Genomic DNA, 23,414 nt, shown 5'->3' on the forward strand with positions numbered 1-23,414 from the left:
AAGATGAACGCCCCCTCGCCACCGCGCCTGAGGAAGGCCGCCGCAGCTCCCGACAGGCAGAAGCGCGCCCTGCCCGCTTCTCTCAGCCGGAACGCGCCCCTCGTGCCAGTGGACTCGGCCGGCGGCCAGGCCTTGGCAGCGGTTATCGCGATCCTCACCTTTCTGGCGGCTCTCTGCGCCGGCGGCGCAGAGCTCGTGGCAGCCTCGTCCGCCCAGTGGCGCTCCGAGATTTCCCGGGAAGTCACTATCCAGATCCGCCCCAACGCCCAGCGCTCCATCGACCAGGACGTGGAGCGCGCAGTGGCGCTGGCCCGGCAGGCGCCGGGGGTCGAAGTGGCTCAGGCCTTTTCGAAAGAAGAATCCGAGCGCCTGCTCGAGCCTTGGCTCGGAACCGGCCTCGATTTCAACGACCTGCCGGTGCCGCGCCTGATCGTGATCAAGATCCGGGAGGGCGCGAAGCCGGATTTCACAACCTTGCGGCAATCCCTCCAGCGCGATGTGCCGGGCGCGACCCTCGACGACCATGCCCTCTGGGTGTCGCGGCTCTCCACCATGGCCAACACCATCATCGGCGTCGGCGTATTCCTGGTCAGCCTGGTGCTGATAGCCGCGGCGCTCGCGGTCATCTTCGCTACCCGGGGCGCCATGGCGAGCAACCGGGAGGTGGTGGACGTGCTCCACTTCGTGGGCGCCAACGACGACTTCATCGCCAAGGAATTCCAGCGCCGCTTCTTCCGGCTGGGGCTGCGCGGCGCGGCCATCGGGGCCGGCGGCGCCATGGTCCTGACCCTGATCCTGGGCCTCGTGACCCGCTCCTGGCGGGCAAGCCCCACGGGCGATCAGATCGAGGCCCTGTTCGGCGCCTTCACGATCAGCTGGCGGGGCTATGGGGTCGTGATCCTGATCGCGCTCTTCGTGGCCGTGATCACAGGCATCGTATCGCGGCTCACCGTGAGACGCTTTCTTAACGAAAATGGTTGATGGTGACAGTTAACAGAGAAAGAGCAGGCCGCCTCTCCATTGCCGCAATCTCCATTATCTTCGTCCCGGATGACCTCGCAAACGCAGAGTTTGGGTGCGCCGGACGCCACGGAAACCGTCGGCTGGGGCTGGACGATGCAGGAATCGCCTAAGGCTCCCGCACGGCGGTCGTGGGCGCGACGCATTCTCGGTTTCGGCTTCTGGGCCGCCACATGCGCCGCCCTCATCGGCTTCCTGGGTTTTCTCGCCTTCGTCTACAGCCTCGACCGCTCCGAGCAGCGGCCGGAAACCCGGGCGGACGGCATCGTGGCCCTGACCGGCGGCGCCCAGCGCATCGGCGATGCCATCGACCTTCTGGATAAGGGCTATGCCAAGAGGCTCCTGATCTCGGGCGTCAACGAGAACACCAGTCGCGACCAGATCGCCCGGCTCAATCCCGGACAGCGGCGCCTGTTCGATTGCTGCGTGGATCTCGATTACCGGGCCCGCAACACCATCGGCAACGCCATCGAGACACGGCGCTGGGCCGAGAAGAACAGCTTCGACACCATCATCGTGGTGACCTCGAACTACCACATGCCACGCACCCTCGTGGAACTCGACCACGCCCTGCCGAACCTGCAGAAGATCCCCTACCCGGTTGCGGCGACCATCGACCCGCACGATTGGTGGCACAATCCGGCGGTGGCCCGCGTGATCTTCACCGAGTATCTGAAGTTTCTGGCTGTCTGGGTGCGCACCCACCTTGAGGACGACCCGGAGCGCTCCTCGGTGGCCCACCTCATCAGCGGCGGCTCCCCGGTCAAACGGCAGCTGATCGCCGAGCCCATCTGGCGCTAGAGAAGAGCGAGGAAACCCTCTAAGGTCATTGCGACCGCGGAGCCTGTTGCTCCGCTTTTCAGTTTCGCGATTCCATGCTGATCCTCCGCTCCCTGCTGTTCAACATCGCCTTCTACGCCAACCTGGTCCTGTGGCTGATCCTGCTGATTCCGGGCCTCCTGGTGCCGCGCCGGACCTTCATGGAGCTGGTCAAGCTCTGGGGCCGCACATCGATCTGGCTGCTGCGGGTCATTGCCGGCGTCAAGGTCGAGATCATCGGGCGGGAGAAGATCCCGCCGGGCGGGGCGCTGGTGGCGGCCAAGCACCAGTCGTTCCTCGAGACCTTCGCCATCGTGACGATCCTGGACGATCCGACCTACATCCTGAAGCGGGAGCTCATGTGGATTCCCATCTTCGGCTGGCATCTGGCCAAGGCCCGATGCGTGCCGGTGAACCGCAAGGCCGGCACGGTCGCCCTGGTTCAGATGACCCAGCGGGCGAAGGAGGAGGCCCAGCACGGACGTCAGATCATCATCTTCCCCGAGGGAACCCGCCGCCCTCCGGGCGCGCCGCCGGCCTACAAGTATGGCGTGGCGCATCTCTACCAGAATCTCGGCTTTCCCTGCATCCCGATCGCCCTGAATGCCGGGCTCTTCTGGCCGCGCCGCCAGTTCATCCGCCGGCCCGGCACGGTGCAGATCGAGGTGCTAGACCCCATCCCGGCGGGCCTGCCGCGCGACGAGTTCTTTCAGCGGGTCCAGGCTGAGATCGAGACGGCCTCGGACAGGCTCTACGAGAAGGGCCGGCAGGAGCTCGGCCTCGGCCCGGCGACGACTTCGGAAGCGTCCCTGTCGAAGGCATGAAAACGACACCCTCGGTGTCATGGCCGGGCTTGTCCCGGCCATCCCGATATGATGAGGCACGGCACTTCAGGCTATCGAGATCCCCGGCACAAGGCCGGTGATGACGGTGAGAAGGGGAGCGGCTCTCTCACAGCCACAAAAACCCGCAAACCCAAGTCCTGCCAAGCTTCTATCAACCTTGACGACTCACCTGCCCGTTCTTACATATAAGAACATATGGCGAACAAACGAACCATATCCTGGAATGCGGCCATGCGGGATCTCCGCAACGACCGAATGCGGAGGGCTGGCGTGCGCGAGGAACGGCTACGGGCGACCGCAGGGCTTCGCTCCACTTCCACCTTGAGTTCCTGGCGCGGTCGCTCGGGCCGCCGCTACATCGTCGGCGTCCATCCCCTGAACGAAGAAGAACTTCTCGATGTCACGGACGCCGTGATCCTGGCCGTCAAGCGGGACCGGGACGGCACCGGCACGGTGATCGACGCCGCCATGGCCGCGTCCGAGCCGGCCGAGCACACCCGGATGCGCTGGCTGGCCAAGGCCCAGGAACTGGGCGCCACCGAGCTTCACATTCACAGGCTTGCCGCTACGGACGAGGATCGCCGCGCGATTTTCGAGGATCTGCGCGAGGACGAGACTCAGGCTTCCTGATCCAAGGCATCGAGGATCTTGTGCAGCAATGGGTCGACCACGCTCATGCCGACGAGGTGATCGTAGGTGTTGCGCACGTAATCCGGGTTGCGTCCGGAAACGCCGTTACCCTGCCGCACATGCTTCAACACATCCTCGAAGGACAAACGCCCCGCATATTGCCCGTGATAGCGGTCGACTACATAGGCCAGAGCGCGGACCCGACGGCCGTCGGCCAGCCGCACCGGCAGGTGGCGCTCCAGATAGACCGCGGTGACCTGCTCACGCTCGCGCAAATATTGGATCGTGGCCTCCGCTTCCTCCAAGGCGACCCGGAACGCCACGCCGTGGCAGCGCCCGCCGCGATCGAGGCCGAGCACCAGCCCCGGATGTTCGGGCGTTCCACGATGAACATGGGAGAAGACGCAGAGCGAGCGGTGATAGCCGTAGAGATGGGCATGCACGCGCTCAAGATAGGGAAAGCCCGGCCGCCACATGAGCGAGCCGTAGCCGAACACCCATAAATCCTCCGTGAGGTCCTTCATGTCACCCCGCCCGAACCTTGCCTGCTTCGGGCCTATAGCATCGAACCCAAAAGTGGGAACCACTTTTGGGACTGAATTCGATGCTTGTGTTTTGATGAGCGCATCGTTGTCGCGGAAAAGTGGGGTCCACTTTTCCGCACGAGGCGCTAGAGCTAGGAAGCGTCAACACAACAGGAGATCGCGCATGGATCAGGCCACCCCCGCAGGGCATGTTCGCCGCAGTCGCTTCTGGCTCTACGCGCCCTTCGTCCTGCTGCTTCTCCTCACCATTGCCTGGAGCATCGCCTGGTTCGTGATCCGCAACCGCACGGCGGAGGCCCTCGACGGCTGGATCGCCGCGGAGGCGAAGGCCGGGCGGGAATGGACTTGCCAGGATCGCACCATCGCCGGCTATCCGTTCCGCATCGAGGTGATCTGCAACGCGCTCGACCTGAAGCGCGGAGGCGTGTCCGCCTCCTTCGGGCGCACCGAGGCCGTGGCGCAGGTCTATGAGCCCCGCCGCATCATCACCGAAGTGGCCGGCCCCCTGAAGGTGACGGACGGGACCGTGACGGTGCAAGGCAGCTGGGATCTGCTGCAGGCCAGCCTCAATGCCTCGCAGAGGGGGTTGCAGCGGGTCTCGGTGGCTGCCAACGCCCCGAAGGTGACCGTCACCGGCCTGCCGGCCGGTGAGTTGACCGGATCCGGCAAGCGTCTGGAGCTTCACGTGCGGCCCAACCCCACACGGCGCTCCGAGCTGGCCGGCGACGTGGCCGCCTCCGTGACGGAGGCGCGCATTCCCCTTCTCGATGCGCTCATCGGCGGTGCGGAGCCGACGAACCTGAACGCGGACGTCACCGTTACCCAAGCGGACGGCTTCAAGGGCGGCACCATCGCGGAGGAGATGGAGCTCTGGCGCAAAGCCGGCGGCAAGCTCGACATCTTGATGCTGGCGGCCGCTAAGGGCACGCGCCAGATCGAGACCAAGGGCGAGTTGCGCCTCGACGAGCAGCACCGGCCAGCCGGTCAGCTGAACGTGGCGGCTGCCGGGCTCGATGGCCTTCTGGGCAATCTCACCGGCGGACGGCTCGGCGGCAATCTGTTGGGCATGCTGCTGGGACAGGGTCCGCGCTCAACAACTGCGCAGCCGAACGCCAAGCCGCAACTCGCCTCCCTGCCGCCGCTGCGGCTTGAGAACGGCCTCCTGGCCATGGGGCCCTTCGTGATCCCGAACGTGAAGCTGCAGCCGTTATATTGATGACCATTCCTTTGTCATCACCGGCCTTGTGCCGGTGATCTCGATCGGAAAAGTGCGGCGCTTCACAGAATCGGGATGGCCGGGACAAGCCCGGCCATGACGCAGCGAGGATGCACCAGTGTCATTCCCGGCCGGAGCGTAGAGAAGGGGAAGGGAATCCATAGCGCCGCGCGTATGGGTGGATCCCCTTCCCGCACTTCGTGCGCCGGGGATGACACTCCACCACCGACCGCCGCCTAAGTCTTGTCCTCGCGCCGGCGCCCGAAATCCGGCTCTGGGGTTTCCTGACCGGACGAGATGATGCCGCGGCGGATGGCGCGGGTGCGGGTGAAGAGGTCGAACAGCTTGTCGCCCTCGCCCCAGCGGATGGCGCGCGCCAAAAGCGCGATGTCCTCGTTGAGGCGGCCGAGCATTTCCAGCACCGCCTCGCGGTTGTGCAGGAAGACGTCGCGCCACATGGTCGGGTCGGAGGCGGCAATGCGGGTGAAATCGCGGAAGCCGCCGGCCGAGAACTTGATCACCTCGCCCTGCGTGACCGTCTCCAGATCGGCCGCCGTGCCGACGATGTTGTAGGCAATCAGATGCGGCACATGGCTGGTGATGGCGAGCACCAGATCGTGGTGCTGCGCGCTCATGACCTCCACGTTGGAGCCCATGGCCTCCCAGAAAACGCGCACGCGCTCGATTGCCGCCTCGTCCGTGCCCTCGGGCGGGGTGAGGATGCACCAGCGATTGTGGAAGAGCGTCGAGAAACCGGCATCAGGCCCCGAATGCTCCGTGCCCGCCACCGGATGGGCCGGCACGAAATGCACGCCGTCGGGAAGATGCGGCTGCACCTGCGCAACGACTGAGCCCTTTACCGAGCCCACATCCGACACGATGCTGCCGGGCTTGAGGCCTGAGCGCATCGCTTCCGCGACCTTGCCGCAGACACCGACGGGCACGCAGAGGATCACGAGATCCGCATCCCTCACACCGGCCGCCACATCGGTCGACGCCTCGTCGGCAAGCCTAAGCTCCCGCACCCGCGCCACCACCGCGTCGCTCGCATCCACCGCCACGATGGTGCGCGCGAGATTGAGATGACGGGCCGCGCGGGCGATCGACGAGCCGATCAGCCCGAGGCCGATGAGCGCGACGCGCTCGACGAGCGGCGTGTCACGTGGGGGGCCGAGACGCTCAGGCATGTTTGCCACCAAGAAAATCGCGCAGCGCCGCCACAACGAGGCCGTTCGCCTCCTCGTCGCCCACCGTCAGGCGCAGGGAGTTCGGCAAGCCGTAGGCATCGATCCGACGCAGGATCAGGCCGCGGCCGGAGAGAAACGCATCCGCATCCTGCGCGGTCCTGCCGGCACTTTCCGGGAAATGGATCATCAAAAAATTGCCGACGCTCGGCGTGACTTTCAGGCCGAGCGCTTCGATCTCGCGGCTGAGCCAGGCGAGCCAGCGCTCGTTGTGCTCGATGGCTTTCGCGATATGCGCCTCGTCCTGGATCGCCGCGATGCCGGCGGCAATCGCCGGGCCGCTCACGTTGAACGGGCCACGAATGCGGTTGACCGCGTCCGCGATGTGGGCAGGCGCCACCATCCAGCCGAGGCGCAGGTTGGCCAGTCCGTAGATCTTCGAGAAGGTGCGGGTCATCACCACATTCTCGGACGTGGCGACAAGCTCGAGGCCAGCCTCGTAGTCGTTGCGGCGCACGTATTCCGCATAGGCTGCGTCGAGCACCAGCAGGACCTGCGGCGGCAGGTTGGCGTGCAGGCGCTTGACCTCATCGAACGGAATGTAGGTGCCGGTCGGGTTGTTGGGGTTGGCCAGGAAGACGATCTTGGTCTTGTCCGTCACTTGGGCGAGGATCGCATCCACGTCCGTGCGCAGATCCTTCTCCGGCGCCACCACCGGCGTGCCGCCGGCGGCCAGGATCGCGATGCGGTAGACCAGGAAGCCGTGCTCCGTGAAGAGGCCTTCGTCGCCCGGGCCCACATAGGCGTGGGTGATCAGCGCCAGAAGCTCGTCCGAGCCCGCGCCGCAGATAATCCGGTTCGCATCGAGCCCATAGCGGGCCGCAATCGCCTCGCGTAAGCGCGTCGCAGTCCCATCCGGATAAAGCTCGAGATGATCGAAGGTCCGGATCGCTTCCATGGCTTTGGGCGAGGGGCCGAGCGGCGTCTCGTTGGAGGAGAGCTTATGGATCTTCGCAACCCCTGCGGCCTTGCTCTTGCCGGGCACATAGGCGTCGATCTGCATCACGCCGGGACGGGGCTGGGGGCGAACGGACATTTCTACTTCCTAACAATCAATCTATGGGGAGGCTCTAGCGCAGCTGCGTTCTTATTTCACGTGGAAACGTTCGGCATGGCTGCCGACCTCGGCCAGTTGGGCGAGGCTCGCGCCCGCCTTCGTCAGGGTCTCGTGCAGCTGAGCAGGCTCGACATGGCCTGGCACGGCGATGAGCTCCGACAGGCCATGGGCGTCGGCGGCGCTCGCGACCACCTCGCCGCCAAGGCGGACGAGCGCCTCGTTGGCGCCCCGGTGCCAGCGCTCGAACTGGGCGGCATAGAGCACCACGTCGCGCACGGCCGCATCCACCAGCGGCTTCGAGATAACGAAGACCGGCGTGCCGGCGGGATGATCCGGCCGCTCGATGAAGGGCAGGCGCGCGATGACCTTCGGGCGGTCCCGGTCGGCCAGCGTGCGCCACCAGGCGCCGCTCGTCGCCCCCTGGTCGAGGCGGAAGATGCCGAGATCGCCCCCGGAGGAGGCCACGGCCTCGATCACCGCGGCGGCGCTGGGATGGGTCATGTACGGCACCGTGAAGCCGAAATGGAACCGGGCGGAATCCCGCATGGGCGCGTCGCCCCCGGAGATGTCGGCATGGACAGAATAATTCGACTGCACATAGGTGAAGGTGCCGATGATCACCCGCCAGATGCCCTCCACCGTGTCGAGCGGCAGCAGGCCGTCGTGGCGCTCGGCGAGCGCCTTCATCATCGAAGCCTCGCGGCCGGGGCGGAAGGCCGAGGCGATGCCCGTCTTCGAGGCCTTCTTGGAAGCAATCAGCCGGTCGATGATGGTGCCGCGCTCCATGAGCAGCCGATGCATCGCCTCATCAATGCGGTCGATCTCCTGGCGGAGTTCTGCAAGGGATGGGGCGGGCTTCTCGGCGGACATGAGCAGGGATCCTCAGGGAGAGGTTCTTCTTTGACGGCTTTGCCGGTTCTTGTCATCCCTGATTGCGCAGCGGGTTCGAGCCAGCACCTTGGGGCCCGCAGCGTGAGCTGCGAGCCTATAAGGTGGATCGAGGGAGGCGTGTCGTGCAGCCCGGCTCGATGGGTGTGGGAAATGTGAGAGCCAGACTGCTCGTCACGCGCGGTTTGTTTCAGCGGACCTGGATCAAGCCAGGATCGGCCACCCGCGATCACAGGTGTGCGAGACCTGCGGCGGGACCGCTCCTTGCCCCACTCTTGCGACGCCTCGCGAGCGCGCCCCTCGTCGGGCGAGGATGTCCCCAGCTATAGCCCAGCTTAGGACGATTGTCAAGAACAAAATAAGAACATTCCCTCACCACGCCATCACCGGCTTCGTGCCGGTGATGGCGCTTGAATGGAGCGCGGCGCTTCTCGGATCGGGATGGCCAGGACAAGCCCGGCCATGACGGGAGAGTGTGTCAATCCCGGCCGGAGATGGCGCAGCCATCGGAGGGGAAGGGAATCCACTCAAACGCTCGGCGCTATGGATCCCCTTCCCGATTCTGTGGGACCGCCGGGGATGACACCTTGAACCCGTTGCCGAGACGTCATGCTCGTTGACGCGGCAGGCGCTGAGCAGTACCGATTGTTCGAAAGAACGAACGTTTCCGCTGAAAGCATGTCCTTCGCCCCCCTTGCCTCCGAACCGCGAAGCCAGGTCGACGACCCGTCGAGCCTCGTGATGCGCTTTGGCGCGGACGAGCCCCTGATGATGGATGCCGGGATCGCGCTCGCGCCCTGGCAGATCGCCTATCAGACCTACGGCACGCTCAATGCGGACAAATCCAACGCGGTCCTGATCTGCCACGCGCTCACCGGGGACCAGCACGTGGCGAACGACAATCCGGTGACGGGCAAGCCCGGCTGGTGGCTCACCATGGTCGGGCCGGGCCGGCCGGTGGACACGGACCGCTTCTTCGTGATCTGCGCCAACGTGATCGGCGGCTGCATGGGCACCACGGGTCCGGCTTCGATCAACCCGGCGACCGGCCAACCCTACGCCCTCGACTTCCCGGTCGTGACCGTGCCCGACATGGTGCGCGCGCAAGCCGCTCTCATCGACCGGCTCGGCATCGAGAAGCTTTTCTGCGTGGTCGGCGGCTCCATGGGCGGCATGCAGGTGCTGCAATGGGCGGTGAGCTATCCGGACCGGGTCTTCTCGGCGCTGCCCATCGCCACGGCGGCCCGCCACTCGGCCCAGAACATCGCCTTCCACGAGGTCGGGCGCCAGGCCGTGATGGCCGATCCCGAATGGCGCGGCGGGCGCTACCTGACCGAGGGCACGCGCCCCTCCAAGGGCCTCGCCGTCGCCCGCATGGGCGCGCACATCACCTACCTGTCCGAAGTGGCTCTGCACCGGAAATTCGGGCGCAATTTCCAGGACCGTGCCGCTCCCACCTTCTCCTTCGACGCCGATTTCCAGATCGAGAGCTACCTGCGCTACCAGGGCATCTCCTTCGTCGAGCGCTTCGATGCCAATTCCTATCTCTATGTCACCCGGGCGATGGATTATTTCGACATCGCGGCCGAGCATGGCGGCTCGCTCGCGAAAGCCTTCAAGGGCACGCCGACGCGCTTCTGCGTGATCTCGTTCACCTCCGACTGGCTGTTTCCCACCTCTGACTCGCGCGCCATCGTCCATGCGCTCAATGCGGCGGCGGCATCCGTGGCTTTCGTCGAGGTGGAGAGCGACAAGGGACACGACGCTTTCCTGCTTGAGGAGCCCGAGATGTTTGCGGCGGCGCGCGGCTTCATCGATGCGGCGGCGCGGGCCAGGGGGATCGCATGAATCTGCCCGCCACCCTGCCCCTCACCGACACGGCAAGCGGCCACCGCCTCGACTTTCTCTTGGTCACCGACATGGTGGAGCCTGGCTCGCGCGTGCTCGATGTCGGCTGCGGCGACGGGGCACTTCTCTCGCTGCTGCGCGACCGCAAGCAGGTCGACGGGCGCGGCATCGAGATTTCGCGAGAGGGCGTGAATGCCTGCCTCGCCAAGGGTCTTCCGGTGATCCAGGGCGACGCGGACACGGACCTCGCCGATTACCCGGATGATGCCTTCGACTACGTGATCCTCTCGCAGACGATCCAGGCGACGCGCCAGCCCAAGGTGGTGCTGGAGCATCTGTTGCGCATCGGCCGCCGGGCCATCGTGTCCTTCCCGAATTTCGGCCATTGGCGCGTGCGCTTCGAGCTCGGCATCCGGGGCCGGATGCCCATGACCGAGAACCTGCCCTATTCCTGGTACGACACCCCCAACATCCATTTCTGCACCATCCGCGACTTCGTGGAGCTGTGCCGCGACGTCGGCGCCCAGATGGAGAAAGCCGTGGCGCTCAATGCCGGCGGCCAGCCCATGCGCGTGACCCTGCCCTGGTGGGTGTGGAACCTGCTCGGCGATCAGGCGGTGTTTCTGCTGAAGCGGCGGTGACTCACACACGTCATGGCCGGGCTTGTCCCGGCTATCCACGTCTTCAATCATTGCGTCTCCTTCCGGCCTCATCCTGAGGAGGCGCGTCAGCGCCGTCTCGAAAGATCGTCCAGTGCTCTCTGGATCCTCCTTCGAGACGCAGACTGCGCCTGCTCCTCAGAGTCTGGCTCATAAAGGACCGACCGCCCTCCTCACGTCATCACCGGCCTTGTGCCGGTGATCTCGATGGCTTGAAGCGCAGCGCCTCACCGCATCGGGATGGCCGGGACAAGCCCGGCCATGACGGAAACCGAGGCGTGTTCCCCTTTGTGAGCCAAACTCTCAGGATGAGGCTGGAGAGGTGGACAGCAAAGACGTGGATCCCCGGAACAAGTCCGGGGATGACGGGAGAGCGATACTACCCCTCCCCCTCCGCGAGCGGGTGCAGATCCCGCACCATGCTCTTCAGGCGCTCGTCCAGCACATGGGTGTAGATCTGCGTGGTCGAGATGTCGGAATGGCCCAGAAGCTCCTGCACCACGCGCAGGTCCGCCCCGTTCTGGAGCAGGTGGCTGGCAAAGGCGTGGCGGAGCACGTGGGGGCTGACCTTGTCGGCGCGAAGCCCCGCCGCACCGGCCATTACCTTCAGGTCACGGGCGAAGGCCTGGCGGGTCAGGTGGCCGCTCTCGCTGTCAGCCGGGAACAGCCAGGGGCCGGCGGCCTTCTTCTGCTCCTCCAGCAGGGCGAGATAGGTATTGGCCGCCTCTTTCGCCGCATCGGTGAGCGGCACCAGCCGCTCCTTGGCGCCCTTGCCGCGCACCACGAGGAAGCGGTCGCGGGTCTTGGCGGCGCTTTTGGGCAGGGCAATGAGTTCCGAGACACGGAGGCCCGTGGCGTAGAGAAGCTCCAGCAGGCAGGTCATGCGGGCGGCGCGCAGGCGCTCGGATGGTGTAGCCTCCGGGTGCGCAATCCCCTCGGACGCCACCTGCAGCAGGCGGTCGACCTCGGTGACCGAGAGCACCTTGGGCAGCGCCCTGCCGCGCTTGGGCGCCGACACGGCGGCCGTCGGATCGGCAGGAGCACAGCCCTCGACGTAGAGAAACTTGTGGAACTGGCGCACGGCCGAGAGCCGGCGGGCGGCAGAAGACGCCTTCAAGCCCCGCTCCTCTAGGCTCGCCATGAAGCCCCGAATGGTGGCGGAACTCGCATTGTCGGGCTGGGCGCCGGCCTCGGCGAGGAAGCTCAGGTAATCGTCGAGGTCGCGCCGGTAGGCGTCGAGCGTGTTCTTGGAGGCGCCGCGCTCGGCGGCGAGCATGTCGAGGAAGAGGCTGGCGTGGCGGGCGCCGCTCATGAAGAGGAAGGCGGACGGCTAGTCTGGACCGGAACGCTGATTTCCCGCGGGTCGGGATCGACAAGGGTCGCCAGGGCAAACATGGCGGCAAAGCCAAGGCCAGCAAGAATGGCGACGACGAGGAGAAACCGAAAGAGCGTGGGCACCTGAGCCTCTAGATATGTTGACCCGCTAGAACCATGCCAGCGCCTGGATGGCAAGTCCCTCATATCGGTTAAGTTTCCGAGGACAGGAAGGTCACGGCCTTGTGACAGGCCGCCGCGCCCGTGCTAGGACATGGAGCCATGAACAAAATCAGCCGCTTCAATTCGCTCGATGAAGCTGGCGGGCAAGACCAGGCAAGCCAGCGCGGCCCTTCCATCAGCCGCCTGCTCGGCACGCGATCGCTCGTGCTCGTCGGCCTCATGGGCGCCGGAAAGAGCACCGTGGGCCGCAGGCTCGCGCAGTCGCTCAAGCTGCCGTTCCGTGATGCCGATCACGAGATCGAGGCCGCGGCCGGCATGACGATCCCCGAAATCTTCGCGATTCACGGCGAGGAGCACTTTCGCGACGGAGAGCGCCGCGTGATCGCCCGCCTCCTGCAGGAGGGGCCCATCGTGCTGGCCACCGGCGGCGGCGCCTTCATGAACGAGGAGACCCGCGGGCGGATCGCCGAGCAGGGCATCTCGATCTGGCTCAAGGCCGATCTCGACGTTCTCATGCGCCGGGTGCGCAAGCGCGCGACCCGTCCCCTGCTGCAGAACCCTGATCCCGAGGGCACCATGCGCCGCCTCATGGACCTGCGGTACCCGGTCTATGCCACGGCCGACATCACGATCGATTCCCATGAGGCCCCGCACGACAAGGTGGTGACCGAACTCATCAAGGCTCTGCGGGAATGGTTCGAGCACGAGAAGCAGGAGAGCGCCCGGACATGACGCTTTCATCGGCCAGGATGGACTCTCCGTCCTTCATCACGGTGCCGGTCCCCCTCGGCGACAGGGCCTATGAGATCCTGGTCGGGCGCGGCCTGATCGAGTCTGCGGGCGCGCGCATCGCAAGCCTGAGCGCGCGTGCCACCGCCATTGTGACGGATGAGCATGTGGGGCCGCTCTATGCCTCTGCGCTCACGGCTTCGCTTGAAGCGCAAGGGTTGCGCGTCTCCGTCGTCACCCTGCCGCCCGGCGAGGCCACCAAATCCTATGCCGGCTTGGAGCGGGTCTGCGATGCGATGCTGGCCGCCAGGATCGAGCGCGGCGACCTCGTGGTGGCGCTCGGCGGCGGCGTGATCGGGGATCTCGCGGGCTTTGCCGCGGCGGTCGTGCGCCGGGGCGTGCGCTTCGTCCAGGTGCCCACCACTCTGCTCTCCCAGGTCGATTCGTCCGTCGGCGGCAAGACCGGCATCAATTCGCGGCACGGCAAGAACCTTGTGGGCGCCTTCCACCAGCCGAGCCTCGTCATCGCCGACACGGCGCTGCTCGACACGCTGCCGCTCCGCGAGATGCGCGCCGGCTATGCCGAGGTGGCGAAGTACGGCCTCATCGACGATGCACGCTTCTTCGCCTGGTGCGAGGCCAACTGGCAGGGCGTCTTCGCCGGGGGCCCGGAGCGCGACGAGGCCGTGGCGCAGAGCTGCCGCGCCAAGGCGGCTGTCGTGGTACGCGACGAGCATGAGAACGGCGACCGCGCGCTGCTCAATCTCGGCCACACCTTCGGCCATGCGCTGGAAAAGATCACGGCCTACGATTCCACCCGCCTCGTCCATGGCGAGGGCGTGGCCATCGGCTTGGCGCTGGCCTTCCGCTTCTCCGCGTCCCTCGGGCTCTGCCCGCCGGCGGATGCAGAGCGCGTCGAGGCTCATCTCAAAGCCGTCGGACTTCCCACACGCCTGTCCCAGGTTCCGGGAGGCTGCGGCACGGTCGACGCATTGCTCGATGCCATGGCGCAGGACAAGAAGGTCAAGGGCGGCGCCCTCATCTTCATCCTGGCGCGGGGCATCGGCCAAAGCTTCATCGCGCCGGGTATCGCGGCCGACGAGGTTCGCAGGTTCCTGACAGGCGAGATCGACGCATAAGGTCATGGTCGAAGAATCATCCGGCAATCTCTGGTTTGCAGCGGCTTTCGTCGTTTTCTGCCTTCTGCTCTCGGCCTTCTTCTCGGCGAGCGAGACGGCCTTTACGGCCGCTTCGCGCTCCCGCATGCTGGTGCTGGAAAAGGGCGGCGACCGGCGCGCCAAGCTGGTGAACCGCCTGCTTGAGATGCGCGAGCGCTTCATCGGCACGGTGCTGATCGGCAACAACATCGTCAATATCGGCGTCTCGGCCTTCGCCACGAGCGTGCTGGTGGCGATCTTCGGCGACGGCGGCGCGATCTACGCCACGATCATCATGTCGATCCTGGTGATCGTGTTCGCCGAGGTGCTGCCCAAGACGCTCGCCATCTCCTCCCCCGAGACCGTATCGCTCGTCCTCTCGCGTCCCATGTCCTGGGCCGTGGCCCTGCTGGGGCCGCTCGCCATCGCGGTCGAACGCATTGCGCGCGTCATGCTGCGGCCCTTCGGCATCCGGATTGGCGAGAACACGCCGATCCTGTCCGCGTCAGAGGAGATCCGCGGCCAGGTGGCCCTGCTGCACAAGGAGGGCGGCGTCGCCAAGACCGACCGCGACATGCTGGGCGGTCTTCTTGATCTCGAGGATCTGAGCGTCTCGGAGGTCATGGTCCATCGCACCAAGATGCGCACGATCAACGCGGATCTCTCGTCCGAGGAGATCGTGCGCGAGGTGCTGTCCTCGCCTTATACGCGCATGCCGCTGTGGCGCGAGAGCCAGGAAAACATCGTCGGTGTGCTCCACGCCAAGGACCTGCTGCGGGCGCTGGATGCGGTGGGTGGCGATGCGAGCAAGCTGAAGGTGGAGGCGATTGCGCTGGAGTCCTGGTTCGTGCCCGACACCACGTCGCTTCGCGATCAGCTCAAGGCCTTTCTCGCCAAGAAAACGCACTTTGCCCTCGTGGTCGACGAGTACGGCGAGGTGATGGGTCTCATCACCCTCGAAGACATCCTTGAGGAGATCGTCGGCGACATCAAGGACGAGCACGATCTCTCGGTGCAAGGCGTGCGGCCCCAGCCCAACGGCTCGGTGAATGTGGACGGCTCCGTGCCGATCCGCGACCTCAACCGCGCCATGGACTGGAACCTGCCTGACGAGGAGGCCACCACCATCGCCGGCCTCGTGATCCACGAGGCGCAGGCCATTCCCGACACCGGCCAGATCTTCACCTTCCACGGTTTCCGCTTCCAGGTGCTGCGCAAGTCGCGCAACCGGATCATGGCGGTAAGAATCACACCGCTGTCGCTGGTGCGGCCAAGGGCGGAATGATCGTCAGGCTCTCAGGAACTCCAACAGAGCCGCGTTAACTGCCTCCGGCTCCTCGTGCTGGACCCAGTGAGTGGCGCTCTCGATCCAGCGGATGCTGCCGTGCTCGCATAGCGCAAGGCTCGCCTCCGCCAGCCCTTTTTCGAGGAACCGATCCTTGCTGCCCCAGATGACAAGAGTAGGAGCGCGCACGGTCGCGTCCTTCATCTCGGGCTTGAGCGGCAGGGCGCGGTACCAGTTCAGCATCGCCGTGAGCGCACCGGGCTGCGACCATGTTTTCTCGTAAGCGGCGATATCCTCGTCCGAGAACGTGCCCGGACGGCTCGTACGCCGGAGTGCATCCTTGAGGCTGCGATGGCCGTTGGCCGAGAGCATGGTTTCAGGCAGGAACGGAATCTGGAAGAAGCCCACATAGAGGCTTCGCACCATCTGGCTCGGATGCGAGCGCATGTAGGCGCCGGCCACGTTCGGGTGAGGCGCGTTGAGGACGACATGCTTTTCGACGCGGTCCGGATAGCGCGAGGCCGTCCACCAGGCCACGAGCCCGCCCCAGTCATGTCCGACCACGGAAAAGCTCTGCCGGCCGAGGGCATCGGCCAAGCCAGCAATGTCCTTCGCCAGAGTATCGAGATCGTAAGCCCGCCGTCCTTCCGGTTTGTCGCTGAGGTTGTAGCCGCGCTGGTCGGGCACGAGCACGCGAAAGCCCGCGTTAGCGAGCGGCCCGATCTGGTAGCGCCATCCCCACCAGAATTCCGGGAAGCCGTGAAGCAGGATGACGAGAGGACCGTCCTCAGGTCCCGCCGCGATGGCATGAAGCGTGATGCCGTTGGTGCGGAAGCGATCGACGGGCGTGTTGGGATCGAAGCTCTGCGTCATGCGTGTGCGGACACCCTGACGGGCCGCTTCGGCGGCTCTTCGGGAGCCATGAACTGAGCCTTTGCCAGCTCCGCAAAACGGCCGCCCGTAGCCACGAGTTCATCGAAGGTACCGCTCTCGATGACGCGCCCCTGATCGAACACGAGGATGCGGTCGGCGTTGCGGATGGTGGCGAGGCGATGGGCGATGACGAAGGTCGTGCGCCCTTTCATGACCTCGTCGAGCGCCATCTGCAACTTGCGTTCCGTGGCGGCGTCGAGCGCGCTCGTGGCCTCGTCGAGAATGAGGATCGGCGGGTTCTTCAGGAGCGCACGGGCGATCGACAGGCGCTGGCGCTCGCCGCCCGACAGGGAGCGCCCGCGTTCGCCGATCACCGTGTCGAGACCGTCGGTCTGGCGGGCGATGAATTCGATGGCCTGCGCGCGTTCCAAAGCCTCGATCATCTCGGCATCCGTCGCATCGGGACGTCCGACCTGCAGGTTCTCGCGGATGGTGCGGGCAAACAGCATCGGCTCCTGGAACACCACGCCGATGTTGCGCCGAAGCGACGACAGGGTGACGTCGCGGATGTCGAGCCCGTCGATGCGGATGCAGCCCGATTGCGGATCGAAGGCGCGGTGCAGGAGACCCAGCGTCGTCGACTTGCCGGAACCGGTGGCGCCCACCAGCGCCACGTTCTCTCCCTCACGGACGGTGAAGGACACGTCCTGAACGGCGGAGCGCTTGCCGTCATAGGAGAAGCTGACATTGTCGAAGACCACGTCGCCCCCGTAACGCTCCACGTTTTTCGCGTTGGGCCGGTCGTGCACGACCGGCGCCGTATCCAGGATCTCGAAGAATTCCTGTAGCTTCGGCGCCTGCATGAAGAGCTGGTTGATGAAGCTCACGGCCTGTTCGAGCCGCCCGATCAGCATGGTGGCCATGCTCATGAACATGACGATCTCACCGATGGTGGCGAGCCCGCTCAGGTGCAGCCATGTGCCGAGCAGGAAGATGGCCGTGACCGTGATGGTGGCGGAGGCCCGCGACGCGACGGCGGCCAGCGCCCACCAGGATAGAACCGGATTCTGTGCCTGGAGCAGCTGGTTGATGATGGTTCTGAGCGACCGCGTCTCGGCCTCGACGCGAGTGAAGGATTGGATGACCGGCACATTGCCGAGCGCGTCGGAGGCATGTTCCGCGAGATTGGAGTGGTAGCGCTCGACGGAGCCCTGCAGGGTCTCGGTCTTGCGCAGGACCACGGCGGTCAGCACCGCGAACACGGCCACGAGCGCAACGAGCAGGAGGCCGAGGCGCCAGTTCAGGAACACGGTGAGCGGCAACAGCACGACCAGCGCGATCAGGGCGGCCATGTGCTCGCGGAAGAAGCCGAGCCAGAGCCAGGACATGGCGCCCGAGCCCTCCAGCATCACCTTCAGGACACGGCCCGAATGGGTCGAGGTATGGAAGGCGAGCGGGAGTTCGAGAACGTGTTCGAAATAGCTCGCCACCACGGCCAGGCGCCGGCGATGGGCGAGGCGGTCCGCATGCAGCGCCACGAGGGCGCCGGCGCCGATGGAGAACAAGCCGAAAGCCACCCAGGCGAGGATGAGCGGCGTCAGGATCCCGAAGGTCACAGGCGGCGTGCCCGGCACCTGACCGCGGGTGAGCACGTCGATGATGCGGCCGAACAGGATGGGCTCAGCAAAGGCAGAGATCGCCAGCGCCACATTGGCCAATGCCAGTACCGCGCCGATCCGCAGATCGGACCCGAGTTGGCCGAGAACACGGATATAGAGCCTGATCAGCCGCATGGAGATGACTCTGTCAAGGAAACGGACCTTAAGGCAGAAACTCCGCTCGCGATAGAGAGTTGCGTCTCATGGAGGCCCACGCCGACGCGCTGCGCCTTCATGCATCGACACTCCGGGCATGAGACGAGCGCAGCTTTCGCCTGAAGCGGCCGATCCATCGCGGCCCCAGCTTCGGCTGCGGAGCACGCATCGGACGAGCCAGAAGAACGGCGCCCTCGCTGGTCTTGCGGATATGAAGGGTGCGGGTATGGAATTCTTCCAGTCCCGGCCGGTGGCCGATGGACATCACGCTTGCGCCCTTCAGCTCATTCTCGAACAGCCCCAGCATGGAGGCCTGGTTGTCCTCGTCGAGGGCCGAGGTTGCCTCGTCCATGAACACCCATTGCGGCTTGTGCAGAATGACGCGGGCGAAGGCCACCCGCTGCTGCTGACCCAGCGACAGGCTGCGGTCCCAGCGCTCGTGCCGGTCGAGCATGTCGAGGAACTCACCGAGGCCGCAGCGCTCGAGCGCCGCGCGCACGTCCTTGTCGTCGAAGGTGTCGGGTGATGCCGGATAGCTGATGGCGGCCCGCAGGGTTCCCAGCGGCAGGTAGGGGCGCTGCGGCAGGAACATCATCTGCTCGGGCTTGGGAACTCGGACCTTGCCGGAGCCCCAGGGCCAGAGGCCGGAGATGGCGCGAAAGAGCGTGCTCTTGCCGGCCCCCGATTCACCCATGATCAGCACGCGCTCGCCGGGCTTGATCTCGGCCGTCGCGTCCTCGATCAGGATGCTTCCGTCGTTGAGCGCGATGGACACGCCCTCGAAGCTGAGCCAGCCTTTCGGATGCGGGGCAATGTCGATGCGCCGGTTCTCGGCCGCGACCACATCGAGATCGAGCGCCGCCTGCCGGAACGTGGCAACGCGCAACACCGCCGAGCGCCAGTCCGCAATTTTCGGGAAGTTGTCGACGAAGTAGCGCAGGGCCGACTGCACCTGATTGAAGGCGCCCACCACCATCATCATCTCGCCAAACGACAGGCGTCCGGCGAAATAGTCCGGCGCGGCGGCGAGGATCGGCACCACGATGGCAAGCCAGCCGTAGCCCGACGTGATCCAGGTCAAACGGGCGAGGCCGCTGGAAAGGCGCCGCGAGGCCTTCAGCACCGCTTCCACGAATTCGTCCAGGCTGCGGCGCTCGTCGGGCTCGCCGTTGTAGAGCGCAACGCTCTCGGCGCTCTCGTTCACGCGCACGAGTGCATAGCGCAGCTCCGCCTCGCGGGCATAGCGCTCCGTATTGAGCCGGATCAAGGGGCGGCCGACGAGCCAGGTGAGGCCCGACCCGATTCCCGCATAGCCCAAGGCAACCCATACCATGTAGCCGGGGATCGTGATGGCGTTTCCGGCAATCGTGAAGGTGACAGGGCTGGACAGGCCCCAGAGCACGCCGATGAAGCTGACGAGCAGCAGAAGCGCCTGCAGCATGCCGACCCCGAGCTCCGTCGAAAGCTCGGAGAACAGGCGGCAATCCTCCTGCATGCGCTGATCCGGCTGCGAACCGCTCTTGCCCATGAAGCCGAGTTGGTAGGCGTGGTTGGGCTTGAGCCAGAGGTCGAGCAGCACCTGGGTGAGCCGCTCCCGAAGGCGGATCTTGAGGCGTTCCTGCAGCCAGGTCTGTGCGACCACCAGAGCCAGCAGAACGGCGACGATCACCAGGAAGACGAGAAATTGGTCGAAGAACGCGGAGGTGTCGCGCTTCTCAACCGCGTCGAAGAAAGCGCCGTTCCATTCGTTGAGCCGCACTTGGCCGAACATATTGCCGACGAGAATGACGAGGATGGCCACGGACAGCCGCAGCATCGGCCAGCCCTTGCGGCCCCGGAGCATGTCGCGAAAGAGCGCATAGAGCTCCCGGCCGATGCTCGGCTTCACCTCGGCGATGGCATCATCAGGGTGCTGGGGGTCGGGCTCGTGCGCGGCAGCCTTCTTCGCTTCCTTGGCCAGCGTGTTGTCCTGACCGGGACCGACTTCCTGCTCACGTCCTGTCACCGGCGGCGGGGGCACTTGCCTGCCCAATTTCGGGTCGAAGTCCGGCATGTTACAAAACGCGCACTCGCTAAGCTTGAGAGTTCCTCAAGCTAAAGCCCGCTAACATGGGTTAAGTTCCGGGTTAGCTCGTTTGAGACCGCGGTCAGCGATCAGCGTTTGTCGGCTGCGACGGCCAGAGCCCAGTAGACCTTGTACTTGGAGTTCGGCGCGTAAGCCGTGGCGATGCCGATCCGGGTCGCTCTCGAATCGAGCAGCACCCGGTTATGCGGCGGGCTCTCACGCCAGCCGGAGAAGGCCTCGGCCAGGGTGTGGTAACCAGCGGACAGGTTTGCGGCCGGTTGAGCAAAGCCCGTGGTGGCAAGCCGCGCCTTGAAGGAATCCGCCGAACTCGGCTTGTCAGCCCTCGCCATGGCGTCGGCTTCCGCCTGCGCGATAGCCTGGAGGTCAGGGTCGAGGGACAGCGGCTTCAGGCCGTTGTTGCCGCGATAGGCGCTGATCATGTCGCGCGCCATGGCGGCATCCACCTCAGCCCCGGCCTTGGCCATCGAGACGTAGAAGCTCGGGGTCTGGCCCCGCGCGACGGGCTTCTCGCTCTGGCAGGCAGCAAGGGCGAGCACGGAAAGACTGGCGAGGATGAGACGCTTCATGCGGGCGTCTTATCCTTGAGAAGGGTTAAGGCTTCATCCTCCTTTTCCTCGGTTTTTGGCGCTTTCTCCGCTGGCTCCTCGGGCTCTGGAGCCGGTGTCGGCGCCGGTGCCCCGATGCCGGCTTTGCGCAGGCCGCGGAAGATCTCGAAATAGAGTTCGCTCGACACGCGCCCGGCCGCATCGATGTCGTCGACGAAGCAGACGAGGTCGAAATCGATGGTGTTCTCCGTCACCTTCTTGAACAGCACGCGCGGGTTGGGCTCACTCATCACCTCCCGGTGGGCGAGAGCCGCCTTGCGCATGATCTCCGCCACCTGATCCGGATCGGACGCACGAGGGACCGGAACCGACACGAGCACGCGCCCGACGCGGTCGTTGCGCACGCGGTTGCGCACGATGCCGGAGATCAGGTTCGAGTTCGGCACGATCAGCATCGAGCGGTCGAAGGCCTGGATCTCGGTGGAGCGCACGTTGATCCGGCGCACATAGCCCTCGCCGTCGCCCACGACCACGAGGTCGCCGACGCGGATCGGGCGCTCCCACAGCAGGATCAGGCCCGAGATGAAGTTGTTGACGATGGATTGCAGGCCGAAACCGATACCCACCGACAGCGCACCGGCCACGATGGTGAGCCGCTCGAGGCTCAGGCCCAGATAGGTGAAGGCGACCACGCCCGCCGTGATGATGCCCACATAGCCCGCGGCCGTGCGGATCGAGTTGCGCAGGCCCGCATCGAGATCGGTGGCGGGCAGAAACGTGTTGTCGAGCCAGCGCTGGATGACGCGGGTGATAGTGAAGCCCCCGGCGAACAACAGGGCGGCGATCAGGATCGACGACAGGGAGACGGTGACGTCGCCCACATTGAAGCCGAAGAACAGCGCCCTGAGCGAGCCCGTCACATCGGTCGATTCGATGCCCCAGGGCAGGAGCACGAGCAGGATCGCGATGATGATCAGCACGAGGCGCGCGACGCCGCTCACCAGAATGCCGATCTGCTCGAGCGAACGGCGCCGCAGGCCCGTATTGGCCTGCAGGGTCGTGGCGATCCGGCTCTGGCCCCGCAGGGAACCGCCGATGAACTCGTCGGCGAAGGCGATGCCCAGCACCAGAAGGGCGATGATGATGGAGATCCCCACCGCCTGATCGACCAGGAAGGACGCCAGCGCGATGTAGCCGCCCACCACGCTGCCGATGATCAGCGCGACGATGAACCAGCCGAGGCTGCGCAGGGGGCCGCCGATATCGACCTCCTGCGGAACATAGGGCCCGAGGCAGGCTTCGTCCTGCGTCTCACGAGCTGCGAACCGGCGTAGCAGCTCTGCGAAGACGAGAGCCGCCGCAAGGGCAAAGACCGCCCGGGTGATGACCGTAATCGGCAGGGCGGCGGCTATGGCCTTGTTGAAGGCCTCGATCACCTTGCCGAAGACCATGACGGTCGCGAGGAGGACGGAGAAGCTCATGATCCGCGTGGCGGAGGCATCCCGCACCGGGATCAGCCGCCACGAGGTATGATCCGGCGCCAGGATGGCGTCGATCAGGGCGCGCACGAAGGCGATGAAGGCAAGCCCGCTTAAGACAGCCTTGCCGACCTGCTCCAACCGGGGCGGCACGATATCGGCGGAATCGAAGGCGACCCACACGATCCAGCTTCCGGCAATGGCCGGGCCTGCTCCGAGAATAAGAACCCCGAGCGCTGCTAACAGGCGGCTGCGTCGGGACGGATCGTTGATGGCGGGGTCGCGCCGCACAAGCCGGGGCGCGATCGAGCGTCGGCCGACATAGAGCGCGATCGCCGCGCCGATGGCCAAGCCGAGAAGGAGCAGGACCCCGAGGGACGTGTTGCGCCGGAGCTGATCCAGGGCATCCTCGGCGATGAGGCCCAACGCCCGGAACTCCCGCGGAACCGCCTGGACCACGCTCATCCAGAGGCTCGGGCTGAGCAGGCCGTCGCTCTGCTCGAACAGGGCGCGGGTGAAGCCCGTCCGGCGCAGGTCTCCGATCTGGGTGCTCAGCTGCTCGGCCTGCACCAGCAGGGCGCGGCCGAGGCGCTGGGTCTCGTCGAGCTCAGCCACGGCCGCCTCGCGCTCGGCGCGGTCCCGGGCCACGTCGGCGCTCTCCTCGGGCTGCCCTTTCTCGGGCTTGGGTCCAAGCTGGCTGAGGCGCTGCTTGCTGGCCTCAAGCCGCGGGGTCTGCTCGTCCACGACGGCGCGGATATCGGCGATGATCGGTTCGATCTGCTGGCGGATGTTCTGCAGATCCGTGTCGGGCATGGTCCGGCCCTGGATCGCCGCTTCCTTCTGGTCGAGATCGGCCTTGTAGCCATCGAGCTTGGCGCGGGCAGCCTTGGTTTCCGCCGAGATCGTCGCTGGAGCGGGCGTCGGTGCCGCCTGAGGCTGCGGTTGAGCCGGAGCTTGTGCCTGAGGATTGGGAGCCGTCTGTGCTTGCTGTGCGTCAGACGTGCCGCCGGCAGCAACCGCCAGCACGATCACGGCGGCTCCGAAGAGCCGCTTGAGGCCAATACTCATCATTCGGTCTACCCTATCGCATTCCTTGGAGCATGAGGGTGGCCCTACGCTCCCATTCCGCCGGTTCCGTTCTCGCACAAAGCGTAAGCGGGCCGGTTCTTCGCGAATCAT

General features: G+C 65.7%; 21 protein-coding genes. 10 read left to right on the forward strand and 11 right to left on the reverse strand.

Annotated features, from left to right (window positions below; translation table 11 throughout):
• The first annotated feature begins 3 nt into the window (after positions 1-3).
• From I2H36_RS08385 to I2H36_RS08400, 4 genes are all read left to right on the forward strand, one after another.
• Positions 4-981, forward strand: a complete 978-nt coding sequence (locus I2H36_RS08385; protein ID WP_196263436.1) for a cell division protein FtsX — start codon at positions 4-6, stop codon at positions 979-981.
• Between the two features lie 69 nt (positions 982-1,050).
• A complete protein-coding gene (locus I2H36_RS08390) occupies positions 1,051-1,821 on the forward strand; it encodes a YdcF family protein (RefSeq protein WP_196263437.1) in 771 nt (256 codons plus the stop codon).
• Between the two features lie 74 nt (positions 1,822-1,895).
• Positions 1,896-2,663, forward strand: a complete 768-nt coding sequence (locus tag I2H36_RS08395; RefSeq protein ID WP_196263438.1) for a lysophospholipid acyltransferase family protein — start codon at positions 1,896-1,898, stop codon at positions 2,661-2,663.
• Between the two features lie 252 nt (positions 2,664-2,915).
• Positions 2,916-3,314, forward strand: coding sequence for a hypothetical protein (locus I2H36_RS08400; RefSeq protein WP_196263439.1), 399 nt, complete (start codon positions 2,916-2,918; stop codon positions 3,312-3,314).
• Here I2H36_RS08400 and I2H36_RS08405 read toward each other — a convergent pair.
• Complete coding sequence (locus tag I2H36_RS08405; RefSeq protein ID WP_196263440.1) at positions 3,302-3,838, reverse strand: gamma-glutamylcyclotransferase; 537 nt, start codon at positions 3,836-3,838, stop codon at positions 3,302-3,304. The two genes, I2H36_RS08400 and I2H36_RS08405, sit on opposite strands and share 13 nt — an antisense overlap.
• Before the next feature lie 184 nt (positions 3,839-4,022).
• Between I2H36_RS08405 and I2H36_RS08410 the strand changes: the two genes are divergently transcribed.
• Positions 4,023-5,075, forward strand: coding sequence for a DUF2125 domain-containing protein (locus tag I2H36_RS08410; RefSeq protein ID WP_196263441.1), 1,053 nt, complete (start codon positions 4,023-4,025; stop codon positions 5,073-5,075).
• Between the two features lie 236 nt (positions 5,076-5,311).
• On the opposite strand, the gene I2H36_RS08415 is transcribed toward I2H36_RS08410, so the two are convergent.
• From I2H36_RS08415 to I2H36_RS08425, 3 genes are read right to left on the reverse strand one after another with little or no spacing between them, the layout of a single operon-like run.
• Complete coding sequence (locus I2H36_RS08415) at positions 5,312-6,262, reverse strand: prephenate/arogenate dehydrogenase family protein (protein WP_196263442.1); 951 nt, start codon at positions 6,260-6,262, stop codon at positions 5,312-5,314.
• Positions 6,255-7,355 carry a histidinol-phosphate transaminase gene (gene hisC, locus I2H36_RS08420; RefSeq protein WP_196263443.1) on the reverse strand — a complete coding sequence of 367 codons (1,101 nt, stop codon included), beginning with the start codon at positions 7,353-7,355 and terminating at the stop codon, positions 6,255-6,257. The genes I2H36_RS08415 and hisC overlap by 8 nt, the downstream gene beginning before the upstream one ends.
• Before the next feature lie 51 nt (positions 7,356-7,406).
• Complete coding sequence (locus tag I2H36_RS08425) at positions 7,407-8,246, reverse strand: chorismate mutase (RefSeq protein ID WP_196263444.1); 840 nt, start codon at positions 8,244-8,246, stop codon at positions 7,407-7,409.
• A 696-nt stretch (positions 8,247-8,942) separates the two neighbouring features.
• On the opposite strand from I2H36_RS08425, the gene metX reads away from it, so the two are divergent.
• Together metX and metW are read left to right on the forward strand one after the other, a co-directional pair.
• Positions 8,943-10,112 carry a homoserine O-acetyltransferase MetX gene (gene metX / locus I2H36_RS08430; RefSeq protein ID WP_196263586.1) on the forward strand — a complete coding sequence of 390 codons (1,170 nt, stop codon included), beginning with the start codon at positions 8,943-8,945 and terminating at the stop codon, positions 10,110-10,112.
• Positions 10,109-10,753, forward strand: a complete 645-nt coding sequence (gene metW / locus I2H36_RS08435; protein ID WP_196263445.1) for a methionine biosynthesis protein MetW — start codon at positions 10,109-10,111, stop codon at positions 10,751-10,753. Before metX ends, metW begins: the two co-directional genes overlap by 4 nt.
• A 397-nt stretch (positions 10,754-11,150) precedes the next feature.
• Here metW and xerD read toward each other — a convergent pair whose 3' ends face one another.
• Positions 11,151-12,083 carry a site-specific tyrosine recombinase XerD gene (gene xerD / locus I2H36_RS08440; RefSeq protein WP_196263446.1) on the reverse strand — a complete coding sequence of 311 codons (933 nt, stop codon included), beginning with the start codon at positions 12,081-12,083 and terminating at the stop codon, positions 11,151-11,153.
• The gene (locus tag I2H36_RS08445) at positions 12,080-12,229 is read right to left on the reverse strand and encodes a hypothetical protein (RefSeq protein WP_036358377.1); all 150 of its coding nucleotides are present in this window, start codon (positions 12,227-12,229) and stop codon (positions 12,080-12,082) included. Before I2H36_RS08445 ends, xerD begins: the two co-directional genes overlap by 4 nt.
• A 138-nt stretch (positions 12,230-12,367) precedes the next feature.
• On the opposite strand from I2H36_RS08445, the gene I2H36_RS08450 reads away from it, so the two are divergent.
• The 3 genes from I2H36_RS08450 to I2H36_RS08460 are packed head-to-tail and all read left to right on the forward strand — an operon-like array spanning position 12,368 to position 15,439.
• A complete protein-coding gene (locus I2H36_RS08450; RefSeq protein ID WP_246718706.1) occupies positions 12,368-13,000 on the forward strand; it encodes a shikimate kinase in 633 nt (210 codons plus the stop codon).
• The gene (gene aroB, locus I2H36_RS08455) at positions 12,997-14,136 is read left to right on the forward strand and encodes a 3-dehydroquinate synthase (RefSeq protein WP_246718707.1); all 1,140 of its coding nucleotides are present in this window, start codon (positions 12,997-12,999) and stop codon (positions 14,134-14,136) included. Before I2H36_RS08450 ends, aroB begins: the two co-directional genes overlap by 4 nt.
• Positions 14,137-14,140: 4 nt before the next feature.
• Complete coding sequence (locus I2H36_RS08460; protein WP_196263447.1) at positions 14,141-15,439, forward strand: HlyC/CorC family transporter; 1,299 nt, start codon at positions 14,141-14,143, stop codon at positions 15,437-15,439.
• 3 nt (positions 15,440-15,442) lie between these two features.
• Here the strand turns inward: I2H36_RS08460 and I2H36_RS08465 are convergent, their stop codons facing one another.
• The 5 genes from I2H36_RS08465 to I2H36_RS08485 all read right to left on the reverse strand — a co-directional run bounded on the left by I2H36_RS08465 (position 15,443) and on the right by I2H36_RS08485 (position 23,306).
• The gene (locus I2H36_RS08465; RefSeq protein ID WP_196263448.1) at positions 15,443-16,312 is read right to left on the reverse strand and encodes an alpha/beta fold hydrolase; all 870 of its coding nucleotides are present in this window, start codon (positions 16,310-16,312) and stop codon (positions 15,443-15,445) included.
• Positions 16,309-18,105, reverse strand: a complete 1,797-nt coding sequence (locus I2H36_RS08470) for a glucan ABC transporter ATP-binding protein/ permease (RefSeq protein ID WP_196263449.1) — start codon at positions 18,103-18,105, stop codon at positions 16,309-16,311. Before I2H36_RS08470 ends, I2H36_RS08465 begins: the two co-directional genes overlap by 4 nt.
• A gap of 97 nt (positions 18,106-18,202) precedes the next feature.
• Entirely contained in the window at positions 18,203-20,179 is a 1,977-nt protein-coding gene (locus I2H36_RS08475; protein ID WP_196263450.1) for an ABC transporter ATP-binding protein/permease, read from the reverse strand.
• A 101-nt stretch (positions 20,180-20,280) separates the two neighbouring features.
• Positions 20,281-20,778 (reverse strand): CAP domain-containing protein, encoded by a 498-nt coding sequence (locus I2H36_RS08480; RefSeq protein ID WP_196263451.1) that lies wholly within the window; start codon positions 20,776-20,778, stop codon positions 20,281-20,283.
• Entirely contained in the window at positions 20,775-23,306 is a 2,532-nt protein-coding gene (locus tag I2H36_RS08485) for a DUF3772 domain-containing protein (RefSeq protein ID WP_246718708.1), read from the reverse strand. The genes I2H36_RS08480 and I2H36_RS08485 overlap by 4 nt, the downstream gene beginning before the upstream one ends.
• Positions 23,307-23,414: the final 108 nt, after the last annotated feature.

Origin of the sequence: Microvirga terrestris (assembly GCF_015694425.1) — a bacterium.
In the GTDB taxonomy this organism is placed as follows: domain Bacteria; phylum Pseudomonadota; class Alphaproteobacteria; order Rhizobiales; family Beijerinckiaceae; genus Microvirga; species Microvirga terrestris.